The organism is Microbacterium sp. ISL-59 (assembly GCF_018613945.1).
Taxonomy (GTDB): domain Bacteria; phylum Actinomycetota; class Actinomycetes; order Actinomycetales; family Microbacteriaceae; genus Microbacterium; species Microbacterium oxydans_B.
This window is the reverse complement of record NZ_JAGGPG010000002.1, coordinates 553,429-572,324: the sequence shown is the minus strand read 5'-3', so window position 1 is coordinate 572,324 and position 18,896 is coordinate 553,429. Positions and strand designations below refer to the sequence as shown.

15 protein-coding genes and 3 tRNA genes are annotated in these 18,896 nt (G+C 67.7%); 9 read left to right on the top strand and 9 right to left on the bottom strand.

Annotated elements, in window-relative coordinates; genetic code table 11:
- The first annotated feature begins 64 nt into the window (after positions 1 to 64).
- Together J7E45_RS06950 and J7E45_RS06945 are read left to right on the top strand one after the other, a co-directional pair.
- A complete protein-coding gene (locus tag J7E45_RS06950; protein WP_308162071.1) occupies positions 65 to 2,590 on the top strand; it encodes a right-handed parallel beta-helix repeat-containing protein in 2,526 nt (841 codons plus the stop codon).
- Positions 2,591 to 2,600: 10 nt separating this feature from the next.
- Entirely contained in the window at positions 2,601 to 3,935 is a 1,335-nt protein-coding gene (locus tag J7E45_RS06945) for a lipopolysaccharide biosynthesis protein (RefSeq protein WP_167632951.1), read from the top strand.
- Between the two features lie 35 nt (positions 3,936 to 3,970).
- Here J7E45_RS06945 and J7E45_RS06940 read toward each other — a convergent pair whose 3' ends face one another.
- The 3 genes from J7E45_RS06940 to J7E45_RS06930 are packed head-to-tail and all read right to left on the bottom strand — an operon-like array spanning position 3,971 to position 7,831.
- Complete coding sequence (locus tag J7E45_RS06940) at positions 3,971 to 5,107, bottom strand: glycosyltransferase (RefSeq protein WP_215068083.1); 1,137 nt, start codon at positions 5,105 to 5,107, stop codon at positions 3,971 to 3,973.
- Complete coding sequence (locus J7E45_RS06935) at positions 5,104 to 6,300, bottom strand: glycosyltransferase (RefSeq protein WP_215068081.1); 1,197 nt, start codon at positions 6,298 to 6,300, stop codon at positions 5,104 to 5,106. Before J7E45_RS06935 ends, J7E45_RS06940 begins: the two co-directional genes overlap by 4 nt.
- 4 nt (positions 6,301 to 6,304) lie before the next feature.
- Positions 6,305 to 7,831: a sugar transferase gene (locus tag J7E45_RS06930; protein WP_091035784.1), complete on the bottom strand. Its 1,527-nt coding sequence runs from the start codon at positions 7,829 to 7,831 to the stop codon at positions 6,305 to 6,307.
- A 351-nt stretch (positions 7,832 to 8,182) separates the two neighbouring features.
- Between J7E45_RS06930 and J7E45_RS06925 the strand changes: the two genes are divergently transcribed.
- The 4 genes from J7E45_RS06925 to J7E45_RS06910 all read left to right on the top strand — a co-directional run bounded on the left by J7E45_RS06925 (position 8,183) and on the right by J7E45_RS06910 (position 12,126).
- The gene (locus J7E45_RS06925; protein ID WP_215069701.1) at positions 8,183 to 9,325 is read left to right on the top strand and encodes a low temperature requirement protein A; all 1,143 of its coding nucleotides are present in this window, start codon (positions 8,183 to 8,185) and stop codon (positions 9,323 to 9,325) included.
- A gap of 79 nt (positions 9,326 to 9,404) precedes the next feature.
- Positions 9,405 to 10,373: an intradiol ring-cleavage dioxygenase gene (locus tag J7E45_RS06920; RefSeq protein WP_215068079.1), complete on the top strand. Its 969-nt coding sequence runs from the start codon at positions 9,405 to 9,407 to the stop codon at positions 10,371 to 10,373.
- 202 nt (positions 10,374 to 10,575) lie between these two features.
- On the top strand, positions 10,576 to 10,860 hold the full coding sequence (locus tag J7E45_RS06915; RefSeq protein ID WP_215068077.1) for a hypothetical protein: 285 nt from the start codon (positions 10,576 to 10,578) through the stop codon (positions 10,858 to 10,860).
- A gap of 147 nt (positions 10,861 to 11,007) precedes the next feature.
- Complete coding sequence (locus J7E45_RS06910) at positions 11,008 to 12,126, top strand: acyl-CoA desaturase (protein ID WP_244176030.1); 1,119 nt, start codon at positions 11,008 to 11,010, stop codon at positions 12,124 to 12,126.
- A gap of 86 nt (positions 12,127 to 12,212) precedes the next feature.
- Here J7E45_RS06910 and J7E45_RS06905 read toward each other — a convergent pair whose 3' ends face one another.
- Together J7E45_RS06905 and J7E45_RS06900 are read right to left on the bottom strand one after the other, a co-directional pair.
- The gene (locus J7E45_RS06905) at positions 12,213 to 13,604 is read right to left on the bottom strand and encodes a cell division initiation protein (protein WP_215068075.1); all 1,392 of its coding nucleotides are present in this window, start codon (positions 13,602 to 13,604) and stop codon (positions 12,213 to 12,215) included.
- Between the two features lie 202 nt (positions 13,605 to 13,806).
- Positions 13,807 to 14,109 (bottom strand): hypothetical protein, encoded by a 303-nt coding sequence (locus J7E45_RS06900; RefSeq protein ID WP_091035937.1) that lies wholly within the window; start codon positions 14,107 to 14,109, stop codon positions 13,807 to 13,809.
- 137 nt (positions 14,110 to 14,246) lie between these two features.
- Between J7E45_RS06900 and J7E45_RS06895 the strand changes: the two genes are divergently transcribed.
- Positions 14,247 to 15,572 (top strand): VCBS repeat domain-containing M23 family metallopeptidase, encoded by a 1,326-nt coding sequence (locus J7E45_RS06895; protein WP_215068073.1) that lies wholly within the window; start codon positions 14,247 to 14,249, stop codon positions 15,570 to 15,572.
- Between the two features lie 49 nt (positions 15,573 to 15,621).
- On the top strand, positions 15,622 to 16,467 hold the full coding sequence (locus tag J7E45_RS06890; RefSeq protein ID WP_215068072.1) for a transposase: 846 nt from the start codon (positions 15,622 to 15,624) through the stop codon (positions 16,465 to 16,467).
- A gap of 18 nt (positions 16,468 to 16,485) precedes the next feature.
- Here the strand turns inward: J7E45_RS06890 and J7E45_RS06885 are convergent, their stop codons facing one another.
- From J7E45_RS06885 to J7E45_RS06870, 4 genes are all read right to left on the bottom strand, one after another.
- Positions 16,486 to 16,776, bottom strand: coding sequence for a hypothetical protein (locus tag J7E45_RS06885; RefSeq protein ID WP_215068070.1), 291 nt, complete (start codon positions 16,774 to 16,776; stop codon positions 16,486 to 16,488).
- Positions 16,777 to 16,901: 125 nt separating this feature from the next.
- A tRNA-Phe gene (locus J7E45_RS06880) sits at positions 16,902 to 16,974 on the bottom strand.
- A gap of 72 nt (positions 16,975 to 17,046) precedes the next feature.
- A tRNA-Asp gene (locus J7E45_RS06875) sits at positions 17,047 to 17,120 on the bottom strand.
- A 29-nt stretch (positions 17,121 to 17,149) separates the two neighbouring features.
- Positions 17,150 to 17,222, bottom strand: a tRNA-Glu gene (locus tag J7E45_RS06870).
- Positions 17,223 to 17,432: 210 nt separating this feature from the next.
- On the opposite strand from J7E45_RS06870, the gene J7E45_RS06865 reads away from it, so the two are divergent.
- Entirely contained in the window at positions 17,433 to 18,821 is a 1,389-nt protein-coding gene (locus tag J7E45_RS06865) for a M23 family metallopeptidase (protein ID WP_215068068.1), read from the top strand.
- Positions 18,822 to 18,896: the final 75 nt, after the last annotated feature.

Genomic DNA, 18,896 nt, shown 5'->3' with positions numbered 1-18,896 from the left:
CCGAAAGACCTCCCGCCAGCCCCGACAACACCGCCGACGAGCGCTCGCGGGTGCTCTCGCCGCCGTGTTGGGAGTCACAGCCGCGCTGACGTCGGTTCCGGCATCCGCGTCGGCAGACCTGGCGCAGGGAGCGGCGCGCCCGGCGGCGGCGGCTCCTGCCCCCGTCATCGACGACGACATGGACCGCACGGTCGGCTCCGGATGGGGTTCCTCGGCGGTCGGCGCGTGGCGCGTCACCGAAGGCGCCTCCAGCGTCACCGGAGATGTGGCTCTCCTGGCGAGCCGCAAACCCGGGATCACCGCCCGGGCGACCGTGGCCGGAGTCTCGGCTGCCGACGTCGACAGCCGGTTCTCGCTCTCCATCCCGAAGCTCCCCGTCGGTGGGCCGCTCTACCTGGCACAGGCTGTCCGGGTCTCGGGGAAGGACTCGTACGGAGTGCGGGTGCGCGTGCACCCCGATGGCTCGGCCTACGTGTCCGTCGTCCGACTCACCGACCTCACCGGGGTTCAGAACCTCGCCGAGCGTCGCCTTCCGCTGACCGTGAAGAGTGGGACCTCGCTGGACGTCGCATTCCGAGTGACCGGCACGAACCCCGTCGCCCTCTCGGCGAAGGCATGGGTCTCGGGTGCCGCAGAGCCGTCGGCGTGGCAGGTCTCGCACTCGGATGCATCCTCCGCGCGCCTGCAGAAGCCGGGTGGCTACGCTTTCGCGCTCTACACCTCGTCCGGGGCGAAGTCGGCGGTACCCGTCGGCATCGATGACATCCGCGCCACCGCCACTGGTGCTCCGGCGCCGGCCCCTGCTCCGGCCCCCACGCGTCCACCGGCACCGACCCCCGCACCGGCGCCTGCTCCGGCACCCGCACCGGCGCCCGCTCCGGCACCGGCTCCCGGGCCCGTCACTCCCGCGACTCCGGCAGGTGTGCGCGGTGAGCCGGGTGCACGAGTCCCGGGCTCGCTCTCCTACGACGCCCCGGCGACGGCGATCTACGCTGCTCCCGCGGGCTCGGACGGCGCTGCCGGCACCAAGAACTCGCCGGTCAAGACGATCGGCGCCGCCCTGCGTCTGGTCCCGAATGGCGGGACCATCGTTCTGCGTGGCGGCACGTATCACGAGCAGATCGTGATCCCCCCGCAGAAGAAGGTCACCATCCAGCCGGCGTCGAACGAGGCGGTCTGGCTCGACGGCGCGAAGTCCGTCACGGGGTGGAAGGCATCAGGGAGCACCTGGGTCGTCGACGGCTGGACGACGAAGCTCGACTCGAGCCCGACCTACACCAAGGGCGCTCCCGACAACACGCAGGCCGAGTGGCGCTTCGTGAACCCGGAGCGTCCGATGGCCGCCCACCCGGACCAGGTCTGGGTGGCGGGCGTGCAGCTGCGCCAGGTCGCCACCGCGGCGCAGGTCAAGGCCGGGACGTTCTTCGTGGATGACGCGGCGAAGCGACTCGTGATCGGCACGAACCCGACGGGCAAACCCGTCGAGGCGAGCGTGCTCACACAGGCGCTCTCGATCCGTTCGGCCGGTACGGCGATCCGTGGGATCGGCGTTCGCCGGTACGCCACCACCGTTCCCGAGATGGGCACGGTGATCGCGGCTGCCGCCGACGTGTCGCTCACCGACGTGACGATCCGTGACAACTCGACGACGGGCTTCTACTCGTGGTCTCCGCGGACCACGCTGAATCGGGTGTCGCTGATCGGCAACGGGCTGCTCGGCGGAGGAGCCTCGCAGGCCGACGGGCTCAAGGTGACGCAGATGCTCTCCACCGGGAACAACTCCGAGGGCTTCAACCACTCTCCGGTCTCGGGCGCCTTCAAGGTCACGCGAACGCAGAAGGTGACGGTGTCCGACAGTGCCTTCACCGCGAACAACGGGCGGGGACCGTGGTTCGACGAGTCCGTCATCGACATCGCCTTCACCGGCAACGACGTGATCGGCAACACCGGTCATGGTGTCATGGTCGAGCTGTCCGAGCGGGCGATCGTCGCCGACAACATCATCGCGCGCAACGGTGACTTCGGTCTCTTCGTGCTCAACTCCGGCAACGTGAAGATCTGGAACAACACCTTCGTCGGCAACGCGAACCGCAACATCAGCATCGGGCAGGATGCGCGCAGCGCCTCCGATCCGAACGCCGCGGGTCACGACCCCCGGACGAGATACGCGCCGCTGGCGCCGTGGACCGTGCGCAACACGGTGGTATCGAACAATGTCATCGCGGAGAGCGCGGGCAACTGCCTCGTGTGTGTGCAGGACTACTCGCTGAGGTTCACCGGCGCGCAGATGGTGTCGAGTATCGACGGCAACCTGTATCACCGCACGGCGCCGGGCACACCGAGATGGTTCTCGGCATGGTCCCGAGGCGCGGTGTCGAAGGACCCGACGGTAGCCGACACGCTTGCGGCGTTCACCGCGGCGACCGGTCACGACCGGCGATCGCAGTTCGTCGAAGGGGCGAGCGTCGTCAACGGCGAGTTCATGCTGCTCGCTACCCGCGCGTCCGCAGGGGTCCCGGTGCCGGCAGATATCGCCTCGGTATCGCGACTCCCCGTCAACGGCGCGTCGCTGGGAGCCCGACAGCGGTGACGATGTAGGTATGGGTTCACTTCTCGCTGTCGGCGCCCGCGCGCTGACGATGGTCATCGCGCTTGTCTGTGGCGTTCTCACGACGCGCATGATCATCGGAGGCGCGGGCGTCGACAGCTTCGCCCTTTACACATTGCTGACCACGATCCCCTCGCTGCTGACGTTCACCGACCTCGGCAGCGGGGCGGTCCTGGTCAACGCCGTCGCGACGAGCGACGACGTGCGCACCGACGAGAAGCTGAGGTACCAGCTCACCTCCGTCGGACGCGTGCTGCTCATGTTCGCGGCCAGCGCGATGGCGATCAACACCGTCCTCGTCCTCACCGGCGCCTGGGAGCTGGTCTTCGGAGAGGCCGGCGGACGCCCGGGTGCGTCGCTGGCGGCGTTCTACTGCGTGACCATCTTCTGCCTGGGGATCCCGCTCGGCATCTGGGTGCGCATCATGCTCGGACAGCGCCGCAACCACGTCGTGATCCTGCTGCAGGGCTTGATCTCGCCACTCACGATGGCCGGGGTGTGGCTGATCCTCACGTTCGGCGGGGAGAACCTCCATTCATTCGTCGCGATCGCCTCGTTCGCGGCGTCCTTCTTGGTTTCCGTGCTGGGCATCCTGATCACGGCGCGCACGACGTCGCCGCTGATCCCGTCGGCCGTGCGGATGGTTCTGCGTCCGCGCCGTTTCCCCGGCGTGCGCGTGATGGACGTCGGCTGGCCGATGCTTGCGCAGATGGTGACCTATCCCATCGCCGTGGGATCCCAGCGATACGTCATCGCGCAGCTCGGCGGGCCGACCGATGTCGCCGAATACGGCGTGGCCGGACAGGTCTTCTTCGCTCTCAACGGGCTGGTGATGGCCGGTGGCCTGGCCCTGTGGCCACATTTCGCGCGAATGCGGCATGACGGCGATCTCCGGCGTGGCCCCTTTCTGCTCTCCGCCCTGTTCGCCGTCGCCATCGCGGTCGCGACAGTCATGGTCTGGCTGGTCGGTCCCTGGCTCTTCGGCTTCATCACGCAGGGCGAGCTGACGGTGCGGCCGAGCACCATCTTCGCCTTCGGGCTGATGATCATGATGACCGCGGCCGTGTATCCGCTGGGCATGTTCATCATGGACAAGCCCGGCATCCGATTCCAGGTGATCCCCACGTTGAGCATGGCGGCTGTCGGAATCGGACTCTCCTTCGTCCTCACCCCCGTGCTCGGAATCGCCGGACCTCTGATCGGCGTCGCGTTCGCGCTGCTGGTGTGCCAGCTGATCCCGTTCTCGATCTACATCGTGCGACACAAGACCCGGCTCACCGTCGGCAGCCAGGAGTCGGTGCCGCAGCCGAGCGACGACGCCGCGTAGCCAGGCGTCCGCACGCGGCCGCCCCGCGGCCAGAGTCAGCGCAGGACGTGTGCCGTGATGCTCGCGCGATACACGTCAGGGGCGTGGCGGCGGAGAGCCTCCGCGCGGCTGTCTGCGACGGTGGACACGATCTCGTCCCATCGCGTGTGGATGTCGGTCAGTGCGGCGGCGATCGATTCCGCATCGCCCGGGGTGACCAGTTGGGCGGTCGCGTAGCCGCCGGCTGCCTCTCGGAGCCCGCTGCTGTCGCTCGCGATCACGGGCCGCAGAGCGAGGATGCCTTCGACCGCCGTGTTCCCGAACGGCTCGTCGACGCGAGAGGGGACGACGAGCACATCCGCCTCGGCGAGGAACGGCCAGATCGCGGCGTGGAAGCCCGCGAAGTCGACGGAGATGCCCGCCACTGCGGCCTGTTCGCGAAGGTCGCGCTCGAACCACTCGTATCCTTCGAAGACCGCACCGAGGAGCGTGACGTCGACCTCGCGACCCGCGGCGTGCAGCACCGAGGCCGCCTCGATGACGAGGTCGGGACCCTTACGCGGAGACAGTCTGCCGATGTAGAGGACGCGGAGCGCCTGCTCGATGCGCGGCCGGGGCGAGAGGGGTTGCGGAGGCGAGGCGACGCCGTTGTAGACCACGTGCGCGCGACGCGCGAGCGCGGGCAGCGCGGCACGGATCGTGTCGAGACTGAACCGGCTGTTCACGATCGTGCGCTCGGAGGCGAGATGGGGGGAGTAGAGGATGCCGTTCACGAGCCTGTTGCCCGACGCCTCGGCCTCGTGCACATGGCTCACCGAGCGGGTCCGCCGTAACCGCGCGATCAGCGGCCACTGCGGGATGATGATCGTCGAGACGTACACGACATCGGGGCGAATCCGACCGATCAGACGCCAGGCCGCGCCGAGACCCCGGAAGGTGTCGCGGAAGAGGCGGGGCAGTCCGCGCGGAGTCAGCAGGACCTTGCGCAGGACGAGCATCGGGAGGATGACGACTTCGGCACCGGCCGCGCGCAGCTCCGGGACGAGAAGCCCCGAGCTCGGCAGCGCGACCACGACCCGTGCACCCGCTTCTACGAGGCCGATCGCACTCTCGAGCAGCATGCGGTCCGAGCCGAACAGCTCCGCACCGGGGTGCACGAGAAGGACCGTGCGCCGGTCTCCGTCGCCGCTCATCGCGCTGCCGGACCAGCAGGAGCGGGGGACCAGTCGGTGGCGCGTCGCCGCGCACGTCGAGCTGACGGGTGGATGCTCGATCCCTCAGCGAGCCGGTGCGCGAGGGCTTCGTACTCGTCCGCGACATCGTCCCAACGGAACCGGGTTCGGGCGATCTCCTGCACGATCTTGCCGCGTGACGCGGTCAGGTTCGGGTCTGCCTCCGCATCGACGACCTGAGCCGCGACGTCGGCAGCGTCGGTGAAGAACCACCCGTTGCCGTCGAGAACTTCGCGGTTGAAGGGCACGTCGAAGCCGATCACTGCCGTTCCAGCACCCATGGCGCGCAGGAGCGAAGGGTTCGTGCCACCCACCGAATGACCGTGCAGGTACGTCAGCGCGTTGGCATAGAGGGCATCGAGCAACTCCTGGTCGTACACCCCGCCGACGAGCCTGATCCGATCGTCGCCGTCCGCCACGCGCTGGATCTCCTGGGTGTACCCGGCGCTGTAGGGGGCCGACCCGACGACGACGAGCGGGAGCGTGGCGTCGCTGTCGCGATAGCCTTCGACGATCTCGAGCACATGGTTCTCGGGCTCGAACCTGGCAACGACCAGGTGGTAGCCGTCTGTGGTGAGTCCCATCTCCGCGACGCCGCGTTCCGGCAGCTCTTCGAGGATCGGGGCGCCGTAGCGGATCATCTCCGTCGGAACGTCGAACTGATGGCGATAGTAGTCAGCGATGCCCGGGGCATCCGCGATCAGGGCGTCGGCGGTGCGGACTCCGAACTGCTCGGCCCAGCGGTAGTAAGCCCTGCCACGCGGGCCCCACTTCGAGCGGCGCCATTCGAGGCCGTCCATGTGCAGGGCTACCGGGGCTCGGCGCAGACGGAGGAGCGGGAGGAAGGGGGAGTTGGCGGCGTTGAAGACGAAGGTCGCATCCGGGCGGCGCCGGAAGAAGAGGTGCAGCGCCGAGAGCCCGGTGTGGCTGAGCGTCTCGATCTGCTTCACGGGGACGGCAGGAAGGTGTACGACCCTCATGCCGAGGTACTCCTTCTCCCGTCGCTCCGACCCGCGGGTGTACACGACGACGTCGTGACCGCGGTCCGCGAGACGGCGGCCGACTTCCTCGACCGCCGTCTCGAATCCGCCGTAGGCCGCGGGCACTCCTCGGGTCCCCACCATCGCGATGGTGAGGCGGTTCGAATTGCTCATCCGATCAGTATGCCCCGCTGGGCTGCACCATGACCTTGGCGGTGCGCCACATGATCTGCAGATCGTTCATCACGGACCAGTTCTCGACATACCGCAGATCGAGTCGCACACTCTCGTCCCAGGAGAGGTCGCTGCGTCCGGAGACCTGCCACAGACCGGTGATCCCGGGCTTGATGTAGAGGCGGCGGAAGACCGTGCCGTCGTAAGCGGTGACCTCGCTGGGCAGCGGCGGGCGGGGCCCGACGACGCTCATGTCGCCCACGAGCACGTTCCAGAACTGCGGCAGCTCGTCGAGCGAGAGCTTGCGCAGCACTCGGCCCACACGAGTGACGCGCGGGTCGTCCTTCATCTTGAAGAGAAGTCCGGCGCCCTCGTTCTGTGCCTTGAGCGCGGCGAGCTGCTGCTCGGCGTCGGTCTTCATGGAGCGGAACTTGACCATCTTGAAGCGCCGCCCGTCGCGGCCGACCCGCTCCTGGAAGAAGAAGACAGGGCCCGGCGAGTCGAGCTTGATGAGCAGCGCCAGCACCGGGGCGAGCAGAGCGATCGGGATGAGCGCCAAGGTCGCCACTGCGGCGTCCAGCGCGCGCTTGAGCAGGTGCTGACCACCCTCGTACCGCGGGATCTGCACCTGGATGAGGGGCAGGCCCTCGACGGGGGCGAAGGAGATGCGCGGACCGGCCACATCGGTGAGTCGGCTCGACAGCACGAGCTCGGCAGCGGTCCCCTCGAGCTGCCAGCTCAGCTGCTTCACGAACTCCGGCTCGCCTTCGGGGCGGCTCGCCACGATGATCGTGTCGGCACCGACCTCGGCGGCAACCGACGACACGGAGTTCACGTTCCCCAGAACCGGGAACTTCGTGTCGCCGACCTCGATGTCACGCGCGTTGCCGTCGAGCAGCGTCGCGCCCACCACCTGGTAACCGGACGCGCCGATCGGGTGCAGCGTGCGCACCACATACTCGACGTCGTCCCGGTTGCCCACGACGAGCGTGCGGGAGGCGAACCGCCCGTGCGAACGCTGCGTCTGCAGCCAGTGGCGCCACATCCATCGGGTCACGAGAAGAGTCAACACTCCGATGGGCAGCCCCAGCAGCAGCATCGGTTGCATCGACTCCCACGCGAGCAGCACCGCCACGATGGCGATGATCCCGAAGGCGAGCCCGCTGGCGTGGACCACGCCTCGGTACTCGGTGGCACTCGCGCGGAACAGCGCGGCGTCCCGCGTGTGCAGCCCGCTCAGCATGAGGTACCACAGAGCAGCGAGCGGAACGGCGCCGCTCAGCACCTCGATCGCGGAGACGCCGATGAACAGCTGGACTGCTGCCGCCAGACCGACGGCGAACAGGATGACGGCTGCATCCGTCAACCGCAGCCGAATCCGGTAGCGGCGTTCCCACTGTCGGCGCCTCTCCAGAGTCGCCGAAGTGCGCGGTGTGACCACCGTGCGCGTCACCGACTTGGTGGCTCGCGGAGCCGCGACCGGCACGAAGCCCGTACGAGCGATGCTCAGAGCATCCTCGACGGAAGTCATGCCGAGGCCCCTTGAGCCGTGAATGTACGCAGAATTCCCCAGTGCGTCATTTGATTCCCCAGATTTCCCCAGACCATGAACCCCACGTTCACGGCATTCGTCTGCGTCCCGACCCCTCGGGTCCTGCTGAAACCCTCTGTGATTCCCACATCACGGAGTGCGTTTTCACCGTCCCACACGGTGATCGCTGACAGCAGGCACTGCAGACTTTCTTACTGTAGCGGAACCTGCCTATGAATCGGAAGTATTTCTCACGAATGGATGAACCCGGTTTCCGAACGGGTGTCGTGCGAGCGCTATCCTGTGGCGGTGAACGCCGACTCATCCGCCTCGCGCTTCCGTCTGCGCACGATGGCGCCCCGGGATCCCTCGCAGCCGCATCGCACCGCGAGCACCCTCGAGCTGTTCTTCGACCTGGTGTTCGTCGTGGCGGTGAGCATCGCCTCCGCTCAGCTGCATCACGCACTCGGCCACGGCGACTTCCTGCACGGCGTCACCTCTTATGCAATGGTGTTCTTCGCTATCTGGTGGGCGTGGATGAACTTCACGTGGTTCGCCACCTCGTTCGACACCGATGACTGGCTCTACCGCGTGACGACGTTCGTCCAGATGGGGGGAGTCCTGGTACTCGCCGCCGGTATCCCCGGCGCGTTCGTCGAGGGGGACTTCACGGTCCCGGTGCTCGGCTACGTCGTGATGCGCGTCGCGATGGTCGCGCAGTGGCTCCGTGCCTCGCGTTCTGCTGGGCCGCTGCGTTCGGCGACGCGACGGTACGCCTTCGGCATCGCTGCGGTGCAGGTGCTGTGGATTCTGTTCCTCCTCATCCCGTCCGGACCTCTGCAGCTGACCGCCTTCGTGGTGTTCGCGCTCGTCGAGATCGGCGTCCCGGTGTTCGCCGAACACCGCCGACAGACGCCGTGGCACCCGCATCACATCACCGAGAGGTACGGCCTGTTCACGCTGATCGTTCTCGGCGAGAGCCTGCTGGCGTCGGCCAACGCCATCATCGACGCGCTCGACGAGGTCGAATCCCTCGGCCCGCTGATCGCGATCGCGGTGCTGACCCTCCTGGTGACGGCGTCTCTTTGGTGGATCTACTTCTGGCCACCCCATCACCGTACGATCACGACCTTCCGCCGCTCGCTCCGCTACGGCTACACCCACTACTTCGTGTTCGCGGCCGCCGCGGCCTTCTCGGCAGGGATCGAAGTGGAGATCGATGTGCTCACGGGGGAGAGCCATCTGTCCAACGTCGCGGCTTCCTTCACGGTCACGATCCCGATCGCGATCTTCCTCATCGGCATCTGGTGGATCGCGATTCGCGAGAATGCCGACCGCGTCGTGAACACGGTCGTCCCCCTGGGCGCGCTCCTGGTGCTGCTCGACCCCGTGCTCCCGATCCCGGTGACGCTCACCGCGCTGATCCTCGTCGGCATCGTCGTGGTGCTCGTGCTCCGTCCACCGGCGGCCCGCGCGGACATAGACAGGGCATAGGCGCCGCAGAGGGCCCTGATCAGGTGCTCGGGGACCATGGTGACCCACCATCACCGGTCCGCTCGAGAGGAACCAGATCATGCGCATTCCCGAACCCACCCAAACCCCCGATGGTCCGTCGTACGAGGGGCGACTGCTCGACCGCGTCGATGAGGAGGTCGTCGACCAGGGCGCCGCATTCGACATCCGCACGCTGATGAGCAGGCGCGGCGTCCTGGGGCTCGCCGGTGTCGGCCTGGGGGCCGTCGTGCTCGCGGCCTGCGCACCGGCGGCGTCTGGCGGCGCGTCGAGCACGCCCACTCCGACCACTTCCTCCGGCGCCGATGCGGGCTCGGCGAGCGTGACCGAGATCCCCGATGAGACGGCGGGGCCCTATCCGGGCGACGGGTCGAACGGCCCCGACGTGCTCGAGGACTCGGGTATCGTCCGGCAGGACATCCGCTCCTCGATCGACGGAGCAGCGACCGCCGACGGTGTGCCGCTCACCTTCGAACTGCAGATCCTCGATCTCGCCAACGGGGGCGTTCCGTTCTCCGGGGTCGCGGTCTACGCGTGGCACTGTACCGCTCAGGGAGAGTACTCGATGTACTCCTCCGGCCTGGAAGACGTCACCTATCTGCGCGGTGTGCAGGTGGCGGATGCCGACGGCAAAGTGTCGTTCACCTCGATCTTCCCCGGCTGCTACTCCGGTCGCTGGCCGCACATCCACTTCGAGATCTACCCGGGTGTCGCGTCGATCACCGACTCGACGACGGCGATCGCCACGTCGCAGTTGGCCCTTCCGCAGGATGCCTGCGCGGCCGTGTACGCCGAGGCGGCGTACGACGGCTCTGCGCGGAACCTCTCTCAGACCACGCTCGCGAGCGACAACGTGTTCGGTGAGGACTCCGGCGCCCTGCAGGTCGCGACCGTCAGCGGGAGTGTCTCGGGGGGCTACGCCGCCACCCTGGTGGTCGGTGTCGACACGACGACGGCACCTACCGCCGGTGCTGCGCCCGGCGGCGGTGCAGGAGGGCCAGGCGGCGGCGGACAGCCGCCGGCCGGGTGAGGGCGACACGGCGCGATTCGAGGCCGGGAGGGAGGTCTGCTATGCTGATCATGCAACGTGTGTGCTTCGCCCCTCTCGGCCGCCACGTCGCCACTGATCAGGGCCGTAAAGGACCGCGCACATCGATGCGTGCGGTATCCGCCTCGATCTCACATCTTGCGGAGCGCCGACGCGTGTCCGCCACACAGCAATGAGCATCACCATGAGCACGACCACTTATCCACCATCCGATCCGTTGACCTGGAAGCAGGCCGACGCCGACGTGCACGTCGCGACGCGTGCCGGCGAATTCGCCGGCTTCGTCGAGTTCGACGGCACCACGCACCTCGTGCGCGACAATCACGGCACCGAGCTCGGTGCCTTCGCCGCCCTCGACGACGCCTTCCGCGCGCTCGAAGACGCGCATGCGCCCACACGGCATGGATCCGCCTTCGCTCCGATTCTTCCGCGGGCCTGGCGGCGCAAGACGCGCCGCGCTCGCGCCTGAAATCCGGGCTTTACGCACACTGAACGCGGTCCGTCAAGGGGTGCGGATGTATTCCCGAAGGCGCATGCGGGCAGGGCTACTGTGAGGTAAGCGTTGGGCAGCTGCCTTGGGCTTCCACAGCTCAAGGGCTCCGATCGTCAGGAGAAGATCATCTCCATCACACAGATCGAACCGACCGCGGCAACGCTGGGTCCGATTCGTCAGACGTATTCCGGCAACGCGGACTTCCCGCCCATGGCCAAGGCATACAAGCAGGTGTCGCAGGTGGTCAAGGAGACCGGCCTGCTGCAGCGCACCCAGTGGTTCTACGTCTTCGTGGCCGCCGGTATCGCTGTCGCCCTCGGTGGACTCATCACCGGCTTCATCCTGCTCGGCGACAGCTGGTTCCAGCTGCTCATCGCCGCGGGCCTCGGCATCGTCCTGACGCAGATCGCGTTCCTCGGCCATGAGGCCGCGCACCGTCAGATCCTCACCACCGGGCCGGCGAACTTCAAGCTCGCCCGCATCGTCATCGCCAGCATCGGCATGAGCTATTCGTGGTGGGACTCGAAGCACACCAAGCACCACGGAAACCCGAACCAGGTCGGCAAGGACCCCGACATCGAGGTCGACACGATCTCGTTCCTCGAAGAGGACGCGGCGAAGGCGAAGGGCCTGATCAAGCTGATCACCCGCAAGCAGGGCTGGCTCTTCTTCCCGCTGCTCACGCTAGAGGGACTGAACCTCCACTTCCTCGGCCTGAAGTACCTCCTCACGACGAAGAACGTCAAGGGACGCTGGATCGAGCTCAGCATCATCGCGCTGCGGTTCGCCCTCATCCTCGTGCCCGTGTTCATGATGCTTCCGCTCGGCATGGCTTTCGCCTTCATGGGCGTGCAGTTCGCGGTGTTCGGCGTCTACATGGGAGCCGCGTTCGCACCGAACCACAAGGGCATGCCGATCATCGAGCCCGGCGCCCGTCTCGACTTCTTCACCAAGCAGGTCCGCACCTCCCGCAACATCAGCGGTGGATGGTGGACGACCTGGCTCATGGGCGGCCTCAACTACCAGGTGGAGCACCACCTCTTCCCGAGCATGCCGCGACCGCACCTGGCGAAGGCGCGCGAGATCGTGCGTGACTACTGCGCGGCGAACGACGTGCCTTACACGGAGACCAGCCTCGGCCGCTCGTACATGATCGTGATCGAGTACCTGAACCGCGTCGGACTCTCCGCCGGCGCCGACCCCTTCGACTGCCCCGCAGTGGCGCAGTTCGGTCGACCGTAAACCCCAGACATCACCGGGCCTGATCAGTCCGGCAACGACAGAGGCGCGAGCAGGAATCCCTGCTCGCGCCTCTGTCGTTCGTGCGCCTACTTGGAGGACTTCTTCTGGGTCTCCACGACGTCGATCGTGATCTTCTCGAGCGGGCGGTCGTCGTCGAGTTCGTCTTCGAGGACTTCGTCGCCGAGGAAGGTCTCCTCTGGCACATCGTCTGCGACGGCGTCCGCAGGGGCCGGGGCAGCGGGTACGTCCGCTCCGGTGATCTCCGTGGGCAGCGAGTCGTCCGAGAAGATCCCGTCGGGACGGATGAGCTCCTTGACCTCGGCCATGAAGCTCGTCAGCTGCTGCTGCTGCCACCGCAGCTGACGGGTGCGGTCTTCCGCGTCGTGCAGCACCGCGGTGGTGTGACCGGTGACCGAATCGACGATCTTCTGAGCCTTCGCACGAGCGCGCTCGAGGGTCTCGCGGGCACGCACCTGGGCTTCGGCTTCGATGGCCTGCGCCTGCGAGCGGGTCAGGCGCTCGTAGTCCTCGGCGCGAGCCGAGATGCGCTGTGCATGCTCGAGCGATGCCGAGACCTGCTCGTTCGCGTCGTTCGTGATGCGCTCGGCGTGAGCGACGGCCTGGTTGTGCAGCACGAGGAACTCCTGCTGCGCGTCGTCCTGGCGGCGGGTGAGGGTCTCCTCGAACTCGAGCACGCGGGCGTTCATGTCGCGCACGTCGCGCTCGGCGTCGGCACGCAGCTGGGTCGTCTCGCGGGTGACGAGGGAGCGCAGGGCTGCTGCGCCCTTCTCGGCCTCGGTACGGATCGCCGTGGCCTCCTGAGCAGCCTGGTTCACCTTCTCCGTTGCATGTGCGGCTTCGCGTTCGATGCGGGCCTCGTGCGCCGTGTACTCGGTGTCCATCTTCAGGCGTACCTGGTCGGCGTCGCGCTGCGCCTGGGCGGTGATCCGCTCGGCGTCGGCGTCGGCCTCGGCACGCTGCGCGGTGACCTCCTCGCGGGCAGAGGTCATCAGACGGTCGGCCTGCACGGCCGCGTTCTGGATGAGTACGTTCGCCTGCTCCTCGGCGACCCGCAGGATCGCCTCGAACTGCTGGCGCGACGGTGCCTCTTCGCCGTCGGGCTGCGGAGCGTCGACGAGTTCGGAGGTGAGCGTCGCGACCTGCTGCTCGGCGTCGGATGCCTTGGCGTTCGCCGCCGTCAGGTCGCTCTCAAGGGCTTCGCGGGCCTTGCGCTCCTCTTCCCGCACCGCTTCGACGGCTTCCTCTTCGCGGGCCTGCGCCTCGGCGACATCGGCGGCGGCCTGCTTGAGCTGATTGCGAAGGGTCGCGAGTGCGGCGTCGACCTCTCCCTTGTCGTAGCCGCGGAAGCCGACGGTGAACGCGCCCTGCTGGTCGCGCGGCGGGGTCTCGATCAGCTGGTCGAAGAAGTCCGGCGAGCGCTCGCCGTCGCGGTCGGCGGTTCCGGAGGATTCGCTCATGAGGTTCATGCCTTTCTGGCGTGGCCACACGGCGGAGCTGCGGCTCCATCCCGATGGACGGGATCGTGCGACCGGAGGAGGAGGTCGTCTGGGCTCACGCCACGACCGTGACCCGGCGGAGGTCCGGCAGGGCGGGGCGCGCCTCCCAGCCTACTTGCGGAGGCCGAATATTGTGTGCCGGGTTTCTGCGGCGGACAGCTCGTCAGCTCGGAGCGATCAGGTGGTCCAGAACCAGTTCGCCGGTGGCGTTGAGAGCCTTCATCATCTCGGCGACCAGCCGCGCATCGACGGACGGTGGTTCGGCGTTGTCGAACCCGAACTGCAGGGGGATCGCGGGATGGATCCATACGGTCGCCCGCTTGTCGGTTCCGCTCGACGGGCGCCACGTCATCATGAAGCTCTCCTGGCGGCGGAGCTTGGTCGCGATCACGATCTTCAGGTGCGCGAGCGTCTCGTCCTCGATGAGGATCGGCTCCGACGTCCCGTCGTACCTGAGTCTGCCCATGAATGCACGGTACACCGTGGGCGAGCACGGATACTCCGGTTCCTCGGCGGCGTTCGCGGAAGGAGAGCGCAGCCCTGGTACGGTGACGGCGGAGGGCATCACGTCCTTGGGGCCGCCGAGCAAGAGAGAACTTCGAGATGAAGCGACCGTCCCGCGTGCGCCTCGCCCGCATCGGGATCGCCACCGCGCTCGCGGTCGTGATCGGAGCAGTGGCACCGTCCCTGACAGCGAGCACCGTCGCCACCGCCGCCGTCAACGACCAGATGGTGTACCCGTCTTCGGGCAACATCCAATCGAAGGTCGGCGACGGCTGTCGGGGAAACTACCGTGCGCACGACGGCATCGACATCGGCGGCGGGGGCGGCACGCCGATCGTGGCCTCCTACGGCGGAGTGATCAAGTCCCGCACCTCGAACAGCGGCTACGGCAACTACACCGACGTCGAGCATGCCGGCGGATATGTCACCCGGTATGCGCATATGGCCGCGCCCGGCAAGTACGCGCCCGGCACCAGAGTGACCCGCGGGCAGCAGATCGGCGTCGTCGGCAACACCGGAAACTCTCCCGCGTACCACCTGCACTTCGAGGTGCGGCTGAACGGTGCGGTGTACACGGCGATCAACAACGGGTTCACGTGCCTGTCGAACGTCACCCGCGGCGGGATTCTCCCGTTGAACTTCCCCGGACTCGGTTCCGGTCAGCCGCCGGGCGTCGCTTCGGCCGACTACTCCGGTGACAAGAAAGCCGATCTGCTGACGATCGCCGGGAACGGTGATCTCCGGCTGCGTGCGGGCACCGGTTCCGGCAGCTTCGCGGCGGCGAAGACTCTCTTCGGCGGTTGGGGCGGATCCCGCAGACACCTCACCCATGCGGACTTCAACAACGACGGCAGGGCCGACATCCTCGCGACCAGATCGGATGGTGACCTGGAGTTCTACGCCGGCAACGGCGCAGGCGGATTCGCGCCGGCCGTCAGCATCGGCAAGGTCTGGTACGACCTGCTTCATGTGACGTCGGGCGCGGACTACACGGGAGACGGCAAGCAGGACGTGATCGGCGTCTCCGCGACAGGCCTCCTGACGATCTACCGGGGAAACGGTGCCGGTGCCTTCAGCGGCCCGCACATCTCGCTCGGCGGAGGGTGGCAAGGGTTCCACTTCCTCGTCGGCGGTGACTTCGACAACGACGGCAGCGGCGACATCATGGCAATCGATACGGACGGCGCTCTCCGGTTCTATTCGGGAGTCCCCGGGGGCTTCCGCGCGATGCGTCTGGTCGGGTCCGGATGGGGTGAGTTCACCGCCCTCACCGGAGGGGTCGACTACAACGGCGACGGTCATGCCGACCTGCTGGCGCGAACCGCCTCCGGACAGCTCTATCTGTACCCCGGCCTCGGAAACGGCACGTTCGGCGGACGCACCCTGATCAGCGCCGACTGGGCGGACCACCTCGCCATCGAGTAGCGGCGACCTCTCCCGCCTCGCAGGAGGGCACGCGGCGTATCGTTGGCGCATGGCCGACCCGACGTTCGAAGAGATCGCCGCCGCCCTGTACGCCGGTCCGCCGGAAGCCTTCGTGTCGTCGCGGAAAGCCCGTGCAGAGAGTGTCGACGACCGCGAACTCGCGACCCGGATCCGTGCGCTGCGAAAGCCGTCGGTCGCCGCCTGGGTGGTGAACGTGTTCGCCCAGGAGCGCGCCGGTCAGCTGGGGGAGGCGCTGCAGCTGGCGGCCGAGCTGCGTGAGGCACAGGACGACCTGGATGCGCCGGCACTGGCGAAGCTCGGCAGGGAGCGCCGTGCGCTCACGAGACACCTTGCGGAGATGGCGGCCGAGCTGGCCGGTTCCCGGGGTGAGAAGATCACACCCGCGACGCGGGAGGCGGTGGAAGGCAGCATCTCGGCCGCCTTCTTCGCCCCGGCGGCGGCGGGCGCGGTCGCCTCCGGTCGGCTGGTGCGGGCGATCGAGCCCTCGGCATCGACCGAAGACATCCGGGATGCCGTGGCAGGTGAGATTCCGGAGTTGGAGTCGGTGCCGCAGCGACCGCCGGACGAGCTGCAGGCGAGACGCCTCCGCCGGGATGCGGAGCGACAGCTTGCGAGCGTGGAGAAGGAGCACAAGGCGGCGGAGCGCGAACTCACCATGCGCGACGCGGCCATGCAGGAGCTACAGACCAGGGCGACAGACCTCGCTCGGAGCGTGGCCGAGCTCGAAGCTCAGCTCGCCAAGACCCGTGCGGAGGCGGAGCGCGTGGGGGAGGAGCTGCCGCAGGCGAAAGAACGGCAGGCCGATGCCCGGCAGCAGGCGAAGGCTGCGGCGGGCGCCGTCACGCAAGCCCAGAAGTCGCTGGACCGGCTGTAGGGCGTCCCGACGGCGGAGTCAGCCGCGGCTACGGCCGAGGCGCCCCGGCAGGAAAGGCAGCATCGGCGCCCGGTACTCCCACGCGGCGGCATCCTCCGGATCGAGGGTGGCCTCCGCCTGGCCGAAGCGCCATACGCGGTTGAAGAGGTAGACGCCGATGGTCACCGACCGGTCGGACGGAACCTGCCACGTGCCTCGACCCCATTGCGTCGGCTGACCGCGATCACCGATGATGAGCGTCGGCTTGATCCCCGCATAGAGAGCGAACCGCGGACGTCGCATGGTGAGCTCGATCCGACGGACGTTCATTCGATCCCTCGTACGGGTGCGGGGCGGGCGTCATCCATGATGATCGAAGCCTAGGGGGAAGGGCAAAACCCCCGCCATGTAGAAGCTAGGCGAGGGTTTCTAAGGTGATTGTAATGATCACCCTGTGGCTCCGACGGGCGTCGATCCCGTGACCTCACGATTTTCAGTCGTGCGCTCTACCAACTGAGCTACAGAGCCGTGGTGCGACCGGCGAACCTGTCGCGTCCTAGACGAAGGGCTCTCTCCGAAGAAAGAGCCCGTCGAACGGAGCGACCCTGACGGGACTTGAACCCGCGACCTCCGCCGTGACAGGGCGGCACGCTAACCAACTGCGCTACAGGGCCATACTTGTTTTCAATTGTATCGGAAGGTGTGACCCCAACGGGATTCGAACCCGTGCTACCGCCGTGAAAGGGCGGCGTCCTAGGCCGCTAAACGATGGGGCCGAGTCAGTCCCGGGGGACTTCCTTGCCGACGCTCAAGCATAAGGGATGTTCTGGGCAAATCGCGAATCGAGGGCGCGGCGGCTTCCCCCGGGCGTGTTTCAGGAGGACGATGGACCCGTCAGGCGTGCGCTGGCGACCGCATGCTCGGCCTGGTGCAGATGTGACGGTTGTTGTTAGTGTGGCATTTGTGAAACCGGCGGAAGGGGCCGTGTGAACGACGACCAGAACACTCTGGACGCTGCGGTTGCCGCGGCTTCAGACGATTGCGGCTGCGCGCCCAGCCCGACCGAACGCCGTGCGTTCGGTAAAGACGGCCTCAGCCGCCGTGGTGCACTCGGTCTCGGCGTGCTCAGCGTCGTGGCGCTCAGCGCCTTCGGCATCTCCAACGGAGTCTCCGCCGCCTATGCCGCCTCGTACCCGAGCTGGGACGACGTGCAGCGTGCGAAGAGCAGCGAAGCGGCCAAAGCCGCCGAGGTCACCCGCATCGAAGGGCTCATCCAGTCGCTGACCCAGAAGGTCGCCGAGACGCAGGCGGTCGCGAAGGCCACAGCAGACGAGTTCTACGACGCCCAGCAGAAGTACTTCGCTGCAGCCACCGAAGCCGATTCCCTGCAGGCCAAGGCCGACGAGCAGTCGGCGAAGGCCGACGAGTCCGCGAAGAAGGCCGGCCAGGTTGCCGCGCAGCTCTACCGCAACGGCGGTGACGACACCTCGCTCGAGCTGCTCTTCACCGGCTCTGCCGATAACGCCGACGAGTTGCTCGCGCGGCTCGGCACGATGGACAAGCTCTTCGAGTACAACCAGTCGGTGTACGACGATGCGGTCGCCGCCCGGAACTCCGCGCAGTCGATGAGCGACCAGGCCGTGGTCGCCCGCGACGAGCGCGATCGGCTGCAGAAGATCGCCGAAGAGAAGATGGTGGTGGCACAGCAGGCTGCCGACGCCGCTCAGGCCGCGCTCGACGAGCAGTCCGCCAACCTCGCCACCATGCAGGCGCAGCTCGCAGCCCTCAAGGACGCGACGGCGAAGACCGTCGAAGGCTACAAGGCCGGTGTCGCCCTCGAGGAGAAGAAGCGCAAGGAACGCGAGGCCCGCGAGGCAGCAGCGGCTGCCGCCGGTAACGGCGGCGGTGGCGGCGGCGGTGGCGGCGGCGGTGGCGGCGGCGGGGGATCCCAGGGCAGCGGCGGCTGGTGCCGTCCGCACGGTGGGGGCAAGAGCTCGGGCTACGGTCCGCGCTCGCAGCAGTGCGGTCCGCAGGGCTGCTCCTCGAGCTTCCACTACGGCACCGACTTCGCGAACGGCTGCGGCGCCGCGATCTACGCCGCGCAGTCCGGCACCGTCGACTACGCGGGCTACAACGGCGGCTACGGCAACTACATCCGCATCCAGCACGGCGGCGGGATCGGCACCGGCTATGCACACATCCGCAACGGCGGCATCATCGTCAGGTCCGGCCAGTGGGTCCGCTCCGGGCAGGTCATCGCCTACGCCGGCAACACGGGTCGCTCGTTCGGATGCCACCTGCACTTCGAGGTCTACGACCGCGGCAACGCCATCAACCCGGTGCAGTTCCTGGCCCGGCACGGCGTCTCCGCCTGATCGCAGGCCCACCGAAACCGAAAAGACCCCCGGGCCGCTTCTGCGGCCCGGGGGTCTTTCGTGTCTGGCGACTCA